This is a genomic window from Zwartia lucis, assembly GCF_965234455.1.
GTDB lineage: Bacteria > Pseudomonadota > Gammaproteobacteria > Burkholderiales > Burkholderiaceae_B > Zwartia > Zwartia lucis.
This window is the reverse complement of sequence record NZ_OZ248474.1, coordinates 617,838-631,823: the sequence shown is the minus strand read 5'-3', so window position 1 is coordinate 631,823 and position 13,986 is coordinate 617,838. Positions and strand designations below refer to the sequence as shown.

The following is a 13,986-nucleotide window of genomic DNA, read 5'->3' as shown; positions in this document are numbered from 1 at the left end:
GATGGGAAAAACACTATTTTGGATTGCCGTATTTTTTGCCGTGCTGCTAGGAAGTCGTTTTTTAGCGCACAAAGCTGCGAAAAAACGCTTTCGGAATGATCAAGCCAGCAAGTCTCCACCAAGCAATCCCCTCCCAGGATCCGAGGCGATGGTGCAATGTGCACACTGCAGCATATTTTTACCTCGTTCAGAGGCTTTGCTGACCCAAGATGAAACGTGGTGTAGCCAAGCGCACGCGCAACTTGGTCCTCGCAGACCTGGTTAACTTCATATCATGAAGCTCGACGCGCATGCTTGGCTTGAACCCGCGGCAGGTATCACGCTGCGCCCCTCTCCCAACTTTAACGCACGTCCGACTCACAGCGATATTTCATTGCTGGTGATTCACAACATCAGTTTGCCACCCGGTCAGTTTGGCACGCCGTTCGTCGCAGATCTGTTTCTCAATCAACTTGATCTGCAAGCCGATCCTTGGTTTAAAGAAAATCTACAAGGACTGACCGTTTCCGCACACTTTGTGATCGATCGCGCTGGTCACATTACCCAGTTTGTTTCGTGCGATGCGCGGGCTTGGCATGCGGGCGTATCACATCACGCGGGACGCGAGCAATGCAATGATTTTTCTATCGGTATTGAACTCGAAGGCACAGACACCCTCGCCTATACAACGGCACAATACACTGCGCTCGCCACGTTGACAGAATGCCTGCGCGCACGTTATCCCCTGACTGCTGTCAGGGGGCATTGCGACATCGCACCCGGGCGCAAAACAGACCCAGGACCTGCCTTTGATTGGGACCGCTACGCCCAGCGTGCGGGTTGGTCTGTCGCGGCTTTACCGAGCCCGCGACCAGACTTAGCCGAGTAACAACTGATTGACGCGTCGGACAAAAGCGGTTGGATCAGGCAAGCTAGAGCCATCCGCCAACAAGGCCTGCTCAAACAACAAGCTGGCCCAGTCATTAAAGGACTCGTCCGAAGCAGACTGCACTCGCTTGACCAACGCGTGCTCTGGATTGATTTCAAGCACGGGAAGGATGCTTGGGGCTTCTTGACCCGCGGCTTTCAGCATGCGTTGCAAATGTGGACTCAAGTCGTTTTGCCCCACCACCACGCATGACGGTGAATCAACGAGACGCAAGGTCACGCGGACTTCTTTGACGCGATCCTTGAGAGACTCTTGCAGTCGCTCGACCAGCGGCTTGAACTGCTCCGCGACCTCGGTCTGATGCTTCTTTTCCTCTTCGTCGGCCAAAGCTTCGAGATCAAGGCCACCTTTGGCGACCGAAACTAGTTTTTTGCCATTGAACTCGCGCAAGTGCGACAGCATCCACTCGTCGACGCGATCCCACAAGACCAGGACTTCGATGCCTTTTTTGAGGAAGATTTCGAGGTGTGGACTATTGCGACCTGCTGTATAGCTATCAGCCGTCACAAAATAAATCGTGTCCTGACCTTCCTTCATGCGAGCAACATAATCCTCTAGCGTGACGGTCTGCGCATCGGAGTCATCTTTGGTCGAGGCAAAACGCAACAGCTTGGCGATACGTTCGAGATTAGCCGAATCCTCGCCCGTACCCTCCTTTAGAACCTGACCAAACTCGGTCCAGAAGGTCGCGTATTCATCTTTTTTATTTTCCGCCAAGTCTTCGAGCAAGCTCAAAATACGTTTGGTCGAGCCCTCGCGAATCGCCTTGACGTCACGACTTTCCTGAAGCAACTCGCGCGAGACGTTTAGGGGCAAATCAGCAGAATCAATCACGCCCCTGACAAAGCGCAAGTATGACGGCAGCATCTGCTCAGCATCGTCCATGATGAACACGCGCTTGACGTAGAGCTTGACGCCGCGACGCGCGTCGCGATCCCACATATCAAACGGCGCATGCTTAGGGACGTAAAGCAATTGCGTGTACTCACTGCGCCCTTCGACGCGGTTGTGCGTCCAGGCGAGCGGATCATCGTAATCATGTGATACGTGCTTATAAAACTCACGATACTGCTCGTCGGTCACCTCGGATTTGCTGCGTGTCCAGAGCGCATTGGCCTGGTTCACGGACTCCCACTCGTCTTTTTTAACTTGTTCAGACTTTTCCTGATCCCATTCTTCTTTGAGCATTTGGACGGGCAGCGATATGTGGTCTGAGTAACGACGCAAGACATCGCGCAATTTCCACCCACTCAAAAACTCATCTTCGTCGGCACGCAAATGCAAGACAACGTCTGTGCCGCGGCTGGCTTTTTCTGTCGCGCCAATCGAGAACTCACCCTGACCGTCGGACTCCCAAAGCACCGCCTGATCCGCAGGCAGACCCGCGCGGCGGCTACGCACTGTCACTTTATCCGCCACGATAAAGGAGGAATAAAAGCCCACGCCAAACTGACCAATGAGCTGGGCGTCTTTTTGCTTATCACCCGTGAGTTTTGAGAAAAACTCGCGCGTCCCGGAACGTGCGATCGTACCGAGGTTGGCGATGGCTTCGTCTCTGGAAAGTCCCACGCCGTTATCAGAAATGGTGATGGTGCGAGCCGCCTTGTCATAATCCACACGCACGCGCAGCTCGCCATCGCCCTCGAAAAGGGCGGGATGGTCAAGCGCTTCAAAGCGTAATTTGTCGCAAGCATCCGAGGCATTCGATACCAGTTCGCGCAGGAAAATTTCCTTGTTGCTGTAGAGCGAATGGATCATCAGATGCAGCAGTTGCTTGACCTCTGCCTGAAAACCCAATGTTTGAGAAGCGTCTGAAGACGGAGTCGTTTGATTCATCGTGCTCACCCTAAGTTATTCACAGAAAGGCTTGGCTAAGAATATTTAAAGCGGTGCGCAAGAAGCGACCACCCAAACACCTCAGACAAGCTGATAGAAAGTAATTGGGGGGTAAAGCTCAGATTTCAAGAGGGCGTGAGACAAGCAATCAGTTGTCTGACATCTGCGCAATCCTCAAGCGTATCGATCAGCGCGATGGCGGCCTCTGGAGGTCCGAGTGGCTCGGCCGAGAGCGACCAGCAGCGATGAAACTTGCGAAGCTGGGCCTCACGGCTCAGCGGTCGCGCTGGGCTCGCCAACATCGCGTCGATGGCGTGTCGCAGGATCCTGCCGTCATTGAGCCTGACGGTGACTTCTTGGGCAACGAGTGCGTTGGGGTTGGGATTATCGTCCTTTTCCATCCTGACCTTGAGGGAAAGGGCATAGGTTTGCGGGTCGGTCAGCGCGTCCCCGCGGAAATGCATCGGGTCAAGGGCGCCGTGCTGGAGTACTTTGGCCAAGACAAAAGGCATACATAAGCGCGCGTAATTCGGCGTGGGTCTCTCCACTCCAGGTCGATTGACCAGATGATTGAGCAGCGAAGGGCCTCGCACGACAATTTCGGCCACATCGGTGACCGCAAAACCCGCCTGCTGTCGCAAGAGGCTCAAACCTTCGATCCCGCCATGGGTCGCGCGTCCGCTTGGATAAGGCTTATGACTAAGCTCAGTCAGGCGCCAACGCTCGCCGAGTCCCTGCATCGCAGACTCGAGATCCCATTCGGTTTCGAAGAGCGGTAGGTAACCAAAGCGTCCCGTCAAGGGCGTCTGCAAGCTTGGGAATCCCGCCTGGGCCAAATCACAAGACTGGAGCGCTGCACGGGCGTTCACGCCGATCTGAAAGGGGAGCACCACACTACCTTCGGTATGGGCCTGCATCGTGCCGCTGACTTGACCGAGTTGATGGCCCAACGCCGCAAGCGTGGTGGCGCCATCAAAGCCTCGTAGGTTGGCTAAGCCCGCCGCCGCGCCAAAACCACCCGACGCCGCAGGTCGGAAAAATCGTAAACCGAGTTTGGAGGCCATGCCAATCGTGCAAGAGACATCGACACCTGCAGCAAGCGCTGTCAGCAAGGCGCGCCCTGAAACAGGCCCTTGTAACTGCGCTTGCGTCAGCAACACCGGCACTAAGGTCGCCATCGCATGCAAGACAGCGCCTTCGTGCAAGCAATCAAATTCCTGGCAGTGGACTTGGTAGGCGTTGACCAAGACCGCTTGCGTGGCGGTCAGTGTGGAGCGCCGCCCCCAAAGCGTGACCTCGTTGCCCGTCCCCCATTGGCCGACCGCAGAGAGCAACGGCGTGACCTCTGAGGTACTACCCCCCGCGACACCTACCCCGATGGTATCGAGCAGGAAGATTTTTGCGGCCTCGATGGCCTGAGGCGACAGGTGCTCAAAACGGACGCCCGCCGCATGCTCGGCAAGTTTGGCATCAAGACTCGACATGATCTTTATCCTCTTTGGTGTGCACGACACGCTGCGGGAAAGGAATCTCTATCTTGTTTGCATCAAAGGCGATTTTTAGCTGACGCAAAAACTCTCGACGCACAGGGCCGTGCCATAAAGCAACGACTTTGATTCGCGCTTTAATCATGACGGCAGACTCTGCCCATTGTTCGACACCCGCAATTTCAATGTCATCCAAAATTTTGTCACCAAACTCCGGATCGTGACGCAGGGCAGCAGACACATCCCGCATGATGTCAAACACCTGATCAATATTCGTTCGATATGACACACCAACATCGATGACGGCAAAGGCAAAATTTCGACTCAGATTCGTCACAGTCGTAATGACACCGTTCGGTACGAAATGAACCGAACCTTGGTAGTCACGCAAGCGCACATACCGAAGCGTGACTTCTTCGACAAAACCGGCTTTACCCGCCACCTCGACAATGTCCCCCTGCCGAATCTGATTTTCAAGCAACATCACAATGCCGGTGAAGTAGTCTTTCACCACGCTCTGCGCACCGAAACCAATCGCAATACCCGCCACACCGGCAGTGGCGAGCAGCGGGGCAATGGAAACACCTAATTCGGATAGAGCGAGCATGATCGCCACGACGACGATCGTGACCGAGGTCACGTATCTGAACACCCTACCTAACGTCTCAACACGTTTTTTTTCTTCGTTGTCCTGACTTGCGTAATTTAACCTGCTTTGCAGTATACGGATCGAGCGCATGATAATGCTGCGGATAAACCATGCAAGTCCAAGGATAATCACGACGTTGATTAAAGAGAGCATCGCCGTTGCCCATACCGGTATCGAAGCACCAAAGTATGACTTTAAAATTTCATTGAGTGTCTCTTGGAACATGCTGATTATTTCATCCGTAAATCAATTCATTTTAATCTTGAGTTCTTTAATAACCGGACTCCAACGCGTGACTTCCGCCTTGATAAAGTCGTTTAAGAACTCGGCGGTTGAACTCGCAAGCTCGATCGACGCAAGCCGATCGCCAAGCTCAGGGTTAGACATGATTTGTTTAACCTCGCCATTGAGCTTGGCAATGATCGCAGGTGGTGTACCTGCAGGTGCAAGCAGACCGAACCACTCTGTGGTCACAACGTCGATCCCCTGCTCCTTGAAGGTCGGAATATCAGGCACCGACGCATAGCGCGTGTCTGAAGAAATCCCCAGCGCCTTGAGCTTGCCTGACTTGAGTTGTGGTTGGACTTGTCCGAGCGTGGCGAATGTCATGGCGAGGTGTCCTGACATCACATCCATCATGGCCGGCGTCCCGCCTTTATACAGAATATGGGTCAAATCAAGACCCGTCTGTTTTTTGATCAGCTCTGCAGTCAAGTGTGTCATAGTACCTGCACCGGCCGAGCCGTAATCAAGCTTGATCTTGCCAGCCTTACCCATTGCGATCAGTTCTTTGATGTTGCTCGCGGGATAATTGGGATTGGCCACAGCCAATACAGGTGCCCGAGCCAGCATGCTCACCGCGGTGAAGTCTTTCAAGGTATCGAACGGCATACTCGCTTGCATCGCCGGATTTGTCGTGTGACTACTCACCGCTACAATCAGGGTATAACCATCTGCTGGCGCCTTGGCGACCATGGCCGATCCAATTAATGTGCTGGCGCCAGGGCGGTTCTCGACCAACACGGGCTGACCCCATTTTTCTTGCAATTTTTGAGCGATGGCACGCCCCAAGGTATCTGTGGAACCGCCAGGAGGGAACGGGATGACAATTTTGATGGGCTTGTCTGGATATTTGTCGGCCGCGCTCTGCGCCATTGCCGGATGAACCAATACGGCCATCATGCACAAGGCCAAGAGTCCGATGCTGCGGCGCAAGATACTCACTATATAATTCATCTTTTGTCTCCTATAACCAGATTGGATGTGTTTATTGTGGGGTCGATGCTACTTCAGGTCGTGATTTGGCACTAGATTGGTTTTCCCGATACTCTGTGCTCACTGACGTTCCCTTTACTCCTTTACACCTTTAAAGCTACAGACATGCACGACTCACTCTTTCGGCGGACAGCAGCGATCTGTGTCAGCGCTCTGACGATTTCTGCTGCGCAGGCCTCGAGCGAAGCTTCAACGGCCTCTTCCACCCCTTGGTACTCAACCGCTTGGCAACATGCGAAAGACACTTGGCGCGAGGGCGACGTCGAGGCTTACGTGCCGTTTTGGAGCTACCACCTGCCTTTTGCATATTCGGCTGAAAAACGTTCTGAATACGTCGAATATCCTGCGGGTTTTGGTCTAGGTAAAGGTCGTTACAACAAGAGCGGAAACTGGGAAGGCATGTACGCGATGGGCTTTCGCGACTCTCACGGTGACCCTTCCTTTATGGTGGGTTATGGCTGGGTACCCACTTGGAATATCGGTAAAAGTGAAGTCAAAGCCGGCGTTGGCTTGACGGGCTTTCTCATGTCACGCAAGGATTATTTTGGGGGCATTCCCTTCCCAGGCGTTTTACCTGTGGCCTCGATCGGCTACAAAAACCTGTCAGCGCAAGCCGCCTACATCCCAGGTGGCCAAGGGAATGGCAATGTTTTGTTCATGTGGGGCAAGTGGACGTTTAAATAGATCTGTATAGAGGTATCCGTCGCAGGCAGAAATTTTAAAGCTCGGCTATACTAGCAGGCTCAATGCGTTGCCCGGGTGGTGAAATTGGTAGACGCAGGGGACTCAAAATCCCCCGCCGCAAGGCGTGCCGGTTCGATTCCGGCCCCGGGCACCACGTATTACAACGCTCTCCACGTTGTACAGTTTTAAACCCCACGTTGTACAACCGTTGTACAAAAACAGCGATCACTGTACTATTGTGCACATAGCGTAGCCTATGTTTTTTTTGGGGTGCATGCAATGCCACAAAAAGTAGAGCACACAGTACACATACTTGAAGGCAAAGCGACGCTGTCCATTCGCAAGACCTCTCCACATTGGCAAGTTCGCTACAAAGTTGGCAACAAGTGGGCACGCACAACTACAAAAGAAGAAGGTTTAGAGCGTGCTAAAAGCAAGGCTGTGGAACTTGTGACCAATGCTTGGTTTAGACAACGCAACAATCTACCCACTGTCAGCAAACGATTTAAAACCATCGCCAACCTTGCGATCAAACGCATGGAGGAAGAACTGCTTGGTGGTTATGGCAAGGAAACTTTTCGCAGTTACATGCTTGCGCTAAAAAACTATCACATTCCATTCTTCAAAGCCTACAACATTGACAACATAGACTATGCAGCACTGCAACGCTTTGCTGCTTGGCGTGCGACTGAGATGAAACGTGTGCCATCTAAAAGCACACAGAACACGCATAACTCTGCAATCAACAGAGTGTTGGATGAAGCAGTACTGCGCAACTACATTACAGAAAGCCAACGTCCCAAAATAGAAAACAAGGGGGGCGCTGCAAGCGAGAGAAGACCAGACATACGCATTGAAGAATATCCACAACTGCTGCGTGCCATGCGTGACTACATCAAAGAAGGTCGTGCGGGACACGAGCGAGACATGCGCTTGCTGTTGCGTGACTATGTACTCATACTTGCCAACACAGGCATAAGGCAAGGTACAGAAATAATAAACATGCTGTGGCGTGATATTTCGCTGACAAAAAGTGGCAACAAAGAATATCTAACAATGCGTATTAAAGGTAAAACGCAAAAGTGGAGAACAATACAAGTGCGTCATCGTGTTGCACGCTACTTGGAACGCATTAAAGATCGCAATGACAAGTTAAAGAAATTGACCTTGCGCGAACTGCTTGCAAAGGGTTTAGACAAGCCTGTAATTGATGCCACACACAATGCTGATCTCACCACAGCATTTGGGAGAATGTTTGCACGCATGATGGAGCAAGCAGAATTGCTTGTGGACACACACACAGGAAAAAAAAGAACGCTATACAGCTTGCGACATTTCTACGCCACACATGAACTGACTAAAGGCAACGTCACTGCGTATCAGCTTGCTGAGCACATGGGCACAAGCATACAAATGATACAAGCGCACTATGGACACTTGGACTTGCTGAAATTGGCTGACAAGTTTGCAGGCGAAGGCAGCGTGTCTGCTGCACTACTGAATAACAAGTCTTTTGATTGACGACTGAAGTGCAGATGAATTGACGTTGAAAGCGCAGCAGTTGAAAAAACAAGAGTCCTTGCACTGACATCAATCATAAAGTTTGTCTTATACTAAATCATTGCCAAAACAAGGACCAACCAACATGACTAGCCCTAGCGACAACAATAAAAACAAAGATGCTGCAAGTGATGCAAAAGCAATTGGTGGCGAGAACAAAGCAGACAAGACTAATGCTGCAAAAGAAACGCTTAATAAAATAATTTACAAAACTGGCGTATTGGTTAGGAAGATTTTTGCAGTTAGTAAAGCTGCGACTAAAGACGTTGTGCAAGAACTGCGCAACGTAAACAGCATTCGCAAAGAAACTGTGGCGACTGCAGCTGAGGGTACAAAGAAAACACAATTGGCAAAAACGTTTTGGACGAAAACGAGTGGAAAGCAACGAGGAATTTTCCTAGGGCTAACTGTAATTGTTGTTTTTGTTTTGTATTCAGCACTTTCAACAAGTGGGGGGCAATATCACAAAGAAGCAAATGATTTTTATAAAAATAAAAATTATGTAAAAGCATTAGAACTTTACAAAAAATCAGCAGATAAAGGATTCATCAATGCATATTACGATGTAGGGGTAATGCTCATTAGAGGACAAGGCACACCAAAAAATGATGTAGAAGCTTCTAAGTGGTTAAAGTTAGGTGCAGAAAAAGGGGATGCAAATTCACAATCATTGCTTGGACAAGCGTACGCAGGTGGTGAGGGTGTTGTAAAAAATATGGAAGAGAGCCTTCGTTGGCTAAAATTAGCAGCAAAGCAAGGTAACCCTGTAGCATTATTCGAAGTTGGTAAATTTTATTTTCGCGGTGACTTAATAGCAAAAGATTATGTGAAAGGATTATCTTTAACAAGCTTAGCCATTACGTATGGAAACAACGATGCCAAATCAATTCATGATAGATTTACAAAAATCATGACTAAAGAGCAAATAGCAGAAGCTCAAAATCTGGCTACTCAATGCCTGTCTAGTAAGTATAAAAATTGTGACTCACTAAAACCAAGCTCTTTATCCTCAACGAAAACAACACAGCCGCAAGCTTCAGCAGTGCAAAAAAATAAAGATAGTACTGCCACTACAAATAAAAATTCACACTTAACATCAAAGTTTGCATCAAGTGAGCTTGGGAAAATTGCAACGTGTATAGCTAACGCAGAACTGTTTATTGAAAATGCAAAAGGTACTGCATTTAAAACAAATGATGCCCAACGATGGCTTTCTGGTTGGAGAATAGCGTTAAGTTACTCAAAAGAGTGGGAGTCTTATAAAAACCAAATGATAGAAAATATGTCGTACTTAGATAGCGTCGCTACAAATCTAATAAAATTAGAACAATGCAGTGTGAACTATCCAAACCCATGGAGCTACATAAATTTAATAGAAGGGACCAACCCTAATCTTAGTTGTTCGCAACGTTGTACTGGGAGATTGCAACTATGCCTCAGCAGTAATCCAAACCCTCACCCCTCAACCTTTGGGCAATGGAATGCACACTGCAGAAATTTTGATAATGTATGCAGAGGCAGTGGTACTCAAGCGTGCAATTAAATCTATTAGTTAACTTCTGACTTTTAAAAAGATTAAAAATTTTTCTAAACAAATGATACGTTAATTATTGATGGACTCACGTAACAGCAACCTTACCCAATCTTGCAATGGGTTTGGGCTTGGCAGTAGTAGAGGGATACACGCGACGTGGCTGAGGCTGTAGTGATTGTGGCTGTGCTTGTGCCGTACCACGCTGCACAATCGCTGCAGCAGTCTTTTCTGCTGTAGCAGCTTGAGTTGGCTTGACTGCTGTTGTTGCTGCGGGTTTTGCTACGGACTTCACAATGGGTTTTGCAGCACGACGCACACGTGGCTTGGCAGCAGCTGCAGCAGCACGCTGTTGCTTCACAGCTGCCTCAGCTGCAGCTTCAGCAGCGATTGCTGACCATGTGGAATCAACGATTCGCTTAAGCAAACTTAATTGGTCTTGTGCATTGGTAACTTCAAGTATCAACATGGTGTGTGTCTTTCGTTATATTTAGCAAGCACACAGCGTGCTGACACAAGATGAGCATCAGCACGCAAACGCCATTCACTTACCAAAGCCTTTTCTAGTGCGAACACTGGCATCAGCAATAGCATCATCTAATTCGCCTGCAATCACAGCTGATTTAACTGCATTGAACGCTGCAATCAGTTCTGCCAAGTCCGATACTTCAAATGCGTTTTTGCCACCTTTGCCCAACGTCAGCGTAGCAGCACCGTACTTGACAACAGCTGTAAGTCTGCCCGTGCTATTTTGCCAAAACCATTCACGCACACGCTTGTGTATTTCTACAGCTACTCGTGCACCAGAGTCTGTGTCTGTGACCCACTGCGTACGTACAACATGATGCGCACGACCTTGCTGCTGTGCAGTCATTAAGTCAATTTGGTCTTGCAGTTTGGTAAGCAACTTGTTGCGTTTGACAGCAATGGGCGTTTGTACAGGCTTCTTAGCTGTGACTAATTTGAGTGTGTTGAGTGCTGACATTTTCATGCTCCGTGTTGTGATGTTGAGCATGTACGTTAGTTGTGATCACCATTTTTCAGCGACCTTTTAAATTTGGTCTGCTGTCTATTTCCCACACAAATCAACAAATCAACATAGAAATAAACGCTTTTGTTTGGTTGTAGATAAATAAAAATACAAATGAGATCAAGGTTGGCACGCCAAATCAAACAGTGCTGCAAGTCCGTTCTGATGTGTGACGGTAGGCAAACGAATTGCTCATTATTCGCTGTATCGCACTACCCAACAGAAATGTTGGATGCCTTAAACGCCACGCCTTTGCGTAGCAGCGTTTGCGATGCTGTAAGGGTTGGTCGCGTAGCAATACGTGAATATAAGCAGACGTCTTGTAGTCTGCTGAAAGTGAATGGGACTGCCACATTTGAAACCCATAAACATTCCACACAGCTACTGATATAGGCAGTGGAAATGTTGCGTAAGACGAGCACGTAAAAGGTGATAGCAAAACCTACCTAACCTTGTTAACTCAAGTTGTGTGTATATCAGTTGTTCGAAAGACCTCACTAAACGTTCTTCAACTTATCGCTACGCCCCTAGCAGGGCGTGGCTTGTGCTTCCTACTAAACATCATCAAACTACTTGGTCACTTAAGTAACAATCACACAAGAAGAAGAAAATGGCGATGAGCGCGAGCGAAATCGCAAGCGAACGCTAGTTCGCTGTTGTAGCTGAATCAATTACACAATCATCTATTCAAACCTTTTAGTATGCACCCAAACACATGTTGTTCGCGACCAAAGCAAGATGTTGGTGCATAGAGCAAGCAACAGCAGCAAACACGCACTAATTCAATTGCAGCACCACGCATATACAACGCTTAAAACAAGCTGTATACGCTCGAACAGTCACAATGGGTATACGAGCAGCTGACTCAGCTGCTTGCAGCGTGTAGGGCTTGTAAAACATCGTAACTATTCTTGTGTTCTAAATCTCACATCAAAAGTATTTCACTTTAAGCATCAGACAAACATATCTGCTTTAGCTCGATGCTTGACAAAAAATGCATAGCAAGTAATATTGTTTTGGATATCACATAAACTTGTAACTATTGCAGTCTGTCAAACAATTTCTTAAATGAGCATTAAATTCATCTAGTTTCACATCAAATTGACTTGAGAAAAAAATGAAAAAAATCTATGACTTTATGTTTGAAGAGAACACATACGACACAACAAAAGCTAAAGACATATTGAAGAAAACAGACTACTTTCAGCGAATATTGCAAAAAGTAGTATTTTGGCTTTTGTTGTTAGTGTGGTTTATCTCAATATTTGATAGTTTCTTTGCAGTTGGATTGGGGAGGCCGACTTCAATAACTGCAGGCTTCATCTATATGACAATAGTTATGATTTGCTATGGCTTATATTTGTGTATTTCACGAGTTTTAACTATGGCCATTGGTGCGTTGATAAGGCTTGTAGAGTTAAATGAAGGGCAAAAGGGTAGCTGATAATGAAATTATCGATAAGTTACTAATAGCAATATGACTAGTACGTTGTAAATTAAAAATAGTTGCACAAGACCTATTAATACCTCGTCTTTGATTATTACAATAATAGACATCACTGATGCAATTGTTGCCAAAATAAAGGCAAGAAAGCTTATAAAAGTGATTGGTATCAATGCGCAAATCCACGAAACCATCATAGTAATCCAGCACTCTTTTATGGGTGCTTTATTTTTTTTAAAAAAATCATTCATGGGCATATTTCCATCAAATTAGATATGTTGCGTGTGTTTGGGATTGTGTGAGCTGAATTTGGGCAGATTAGGACACGAAGGTTTGGGGGTCGTAGCACAGAATGTAGCGCAAAAATACCGTAGCTCTATAAGCCAGTAAAAATGGGGCTCTTAGCGCAGCTAATCATCTCAAAATCCCCCGCCGCAAGGCGTTCCGGTTCGATTCCGGCCCCGGGCACCAGCTAAATCAAGGCTCTACCCCATTAACGGGGGATGAGCAGTATTCATCGAAATAGCAGTACCCATCAAACACGGCAAAACACGCCGCTCCAACCGCAGTGGGCCAAGACCCTAAGGCGGTAATTTTCAAAGTTTCTAAATCCATATGTCCGGCGGGACATCATCTCCATTTTAGTGTGGAATCCCTCGGTGATCCCATTGGACTTTGAGAAGCGCCACATCCTGACGATTGGCTCAATCCAGGACCTTAGGGTGTTGGCTAACGTCTTTGCCGGACTCTGAGCAAACTGCGTAATCAACTTGAGCAACCTACCCAAAAAATTTTGAGCATGTCTGGCTGTTAAGTTCTTAAGACGTAACAGTTTATTTAGTCGTTGTTTGGCAAACTACAGAGTCTTGAGAACGGGGAATGGTTCCAGATAATTTGCAAGATTATCGCGTTGCTCTTGGGACAGGTTCCACTGGTGTCGACGCATCAGGCTCAGGAGACCACGGTTCATTCTGCCTACCGGATCTTGCTGTTTCCACAGATTGAGGAAGTGTTGATTCACAAGCCGGATAACATGAAAGCGATCAGCCACGATCTTGGCGTTTGGAAAGTATTTTTGTACGATGTTGCGATACGTTTTTGACAAATCCATCACAACGATTTGCACCAGCTCTCGGCCTGGCAAGCGGCTTAAATACTGCCTGGCCCGCAGACGCGGGCGAGCCAAGGGGAGTTGATGGCGAAAGTAGCGGTTGCAACTCAGGCAGTGATACTTGGGTATGCTCAAGTGCAGAATTATGATCTGATTGCCTTGGCGGGTGTGCTTGAGGGTACGGCTGTGGGTGGCCTTGATGCGTACCGTTTCGCTTGTGCAGTGCACACAGGGCGGACGGGTGCTGGGCTTGGCCCAGACATGGATCCCCAGCTTGCGATCCATGCGTTGAACAGCCAACCCAGGTAGAGAAAGACTGTACTGTTGGTCAATTAGTTTAGCCTGTGTTTTTTTGAGTGTCATTCAAATGCCGCAAAAAGCAGAGCACACAGTACATATATTGGAAGGCAAAGCCGTTTTATATCAACATGCTCTTCAGCAAGTTGAGCTG

Annotated in this window: 13 protein-coding genes, 1 tRNA gene and 1 pseudogene; 8 read left to right on the top strand and 7 right to left on the bottom strand. The window is 48.3% G+C overall.

Annotated elements, in window-relative coordinates; genetic code table 11:
- Position 1 precedes the first annotated feature (1 nt).
- Both AC8GE9_RS13830 and ampD read left to right on the top strand, forming a co-directional pair.
- Positions 2–265, top strand: coding sequence for a PP0621 family protein (locus AC8GE9_RS13830; RefSeq protein WP_506677718.1), 264 nt, complete (start codon positions 2–4; stop codon positions 263–265).
- 9 nt (positions 266–274) lie between these two features.
- Entirely contained in the window at positions 275–868 is a 594-nt protein-coding gene (gene ampD, locus AC8GE9_RS13825; RefSeq protein WP_506677717.1) for a 1,6-anhydro-N-acetylmuramyl-L-alanine amidase AmpD, read from the top strand.
- Here ampD and htpG read toward each other — a convergent pair.
- The 4 genes from htpG to AC8GE9_RS13805 all read right to left on the bottom strand — a co-directional run bounded on the left by htpG (position 857) and on the right by AC8GE9_RS13805 (position 6,136).
- Positions 857–2,764 carry a molecular chaperone HtpG gene (htpG, locus tag AC8GE9_RS13820; RefSeq protein ID WP_506677716.1) on the bottom strand — a complete coding sequence of 636 codons (1,908 nt, stop codon included), beginning with the start codon at positions 2,762–2,764 and terminating at the stop codon, positions 857–859. The two genes, ampD and htpG, sit on opposite strands and share 12 nt — an antisense overlap.
- Before the next feature lie 125 nt (positions 2,765–2,889).
- A complete protein-coding gene (locus AC8GE9_RS13815; protein WP_506677715.1) occupies positions 2,890–4,248 on the bottom strand; it encodes an MmgE/PrpD family protein in 1,359 nt (452 codons plus the stop codon).
- Positions 4,235–5,125 carry a mechanosensitive ion channel family protein gene (locus AC8GE9_RS13810; protein WP_506677714.1) on the bottom strand — a complete coding sequence of 297 codons (891 nt, stop codon included), beginning with the start codon at positions 5,123–5,125 and terminating at the stop codon, positions 4,235–4,237. Before AC8GE9_RS13810 ends, AC8GE9_RS13815 begins: the two co-directional genes overlap by 14 nt.
- Positions 5,126–5,146: 21 nt before the next feature.
- A complete protein-coding gene (locus tag AC8GE9_RS13805) occupies positions 5,147–6,136 on the bottom strand; it encodes a tripartite tricarboxylate transporter substrate binding protein (protein ID WP_506677713.1) in 990 nt (329 codons plus the stop codon).
- A 144-nt stretch (positions 6,137–6,280) separates the two neighbouring features.
- Here AC8GE9_RS13805 and pagP point away from each other — a divergent pair, with 144 nt between their 5' ends.
- The 4 genes from pagP to AC8GE9_RS13785 all read left to right on the top strand — a co-directional run bounded on the left by pagP (position 6,281) and on the right by AC8GE9_RS13785 (position 9,962).
- A complete protein-coding gene (gene pagP / locus AC8GE9_RS13800) occupies positions 6,281–6,859 on the top strand; it encodes a lipid IV(A) palmitoyltransferase PagP (protein WP_506677712.1) in 579 nt (192 codons plus the stop codon).
- Positions 6,860–6,928: 69 nt separating this feature from the next.
- A tRNA-Leu gene (locus AC8GE9_RS13795) sits at positions 6,929–7,013 on the top strand.
- 125 nt (positions 7,014–7,138) lie between these two features.
- The gene (locus AC8GE9_RS13790; RefSeq protein ID WP_506677711.1) at positions 7,139–8,380 is read left to right on the top strand and encodes a tyrosine-type recombinase/integrase; all 1,242 of its coding nucleotides are present in this window, start codon (positions 7,139–7,141) and stop codon (positions 8,378–8,380) included.
- A gap of 124 nt (positions 8,381–8,504) precedes the next feature.
- Positions 8,505–9,962, top strand: a complete 1,458-nt coding sequence (locus AC8GE9_RS13785; RefSeq protein ID WP_506677710.1) for a tetratricopeptide repeat protein — start codon at positions 8,505–8,507, stop codon at positions 9,960–9,962.
- A 76-nt stretch (positions 9,963–10,038) separates the two neighbouring features.
- Here AC8GE9_RS13785 and AC8GE9_RS13780 read toward each other — a convergent pair whose 3' ends face one another.
- A complete protein-coding gene (locus tag AC8GE9_RS13780) occupies positions 10,039–10,419 on the bottom strand; it encodes a hypothetical protein (protein WP_506677709.1) in 381 nt (126 codons plus the stop codon).
- A 75-nt stretch (positions 10,420–10,494) separates the two neighbouring features.
- Positions 10,495–10,935, bottom strand: a complete 441-nt coding sequence (locus tag AC8GE9_RS13775; protein WP_506677708.1) for a DUF6641 family protein — start codon at positions 10,933–10,935, stop codon at positions 10,495–10,497.
- A 1,162-nt stretch (positions 10,936–12,097) separates the two neighbouring features.
- On the opposite strand from AC8GE9_RS13775, the gene AC8GE9_RS13770 reads away from it, so the two are divergent.
- The gene (locus AC8GE9_RS13770) at positions 12,098–12,424 is read left to right on the top strand and encodes a hypothetical protein (protein WP_506677707.1); all 327 of its coding nucleotides are present in this window, start codon (positions 12,098–12,100) and stop codon (positions 12,422–12,424) included.
- A gap of 535 nt (positions 12,425–12,959) precedes the next feature.
- Here AC8GE9_RS13770 and AC8GE9_RS13765 read toward each other — a convergent pair.
- Positions 12,960–13,535: pseudogene (locus AC8GE9_RS13765) on the bottom strand (ISL3 family transposase).
- Positions 13,536–13,619: 84 nt separating this feature from the next.
- Here AC8GE9_RS13765 and AC8GE9_RS13760 point away from each other — a divergent pair.
- On the top strand, positions 13,620–13,844 hold the full coding sequence (locus AC8GE9_RS13760) for a hypothetical protein (RefSeq protein ID WP_506677706.1): 225 nt from the start codon (positions 13,620–13,622) through the stop codon (positions 13,842–13,844).
- Positions 13,845–13,986: the final 142 nt, after the last annotated feature.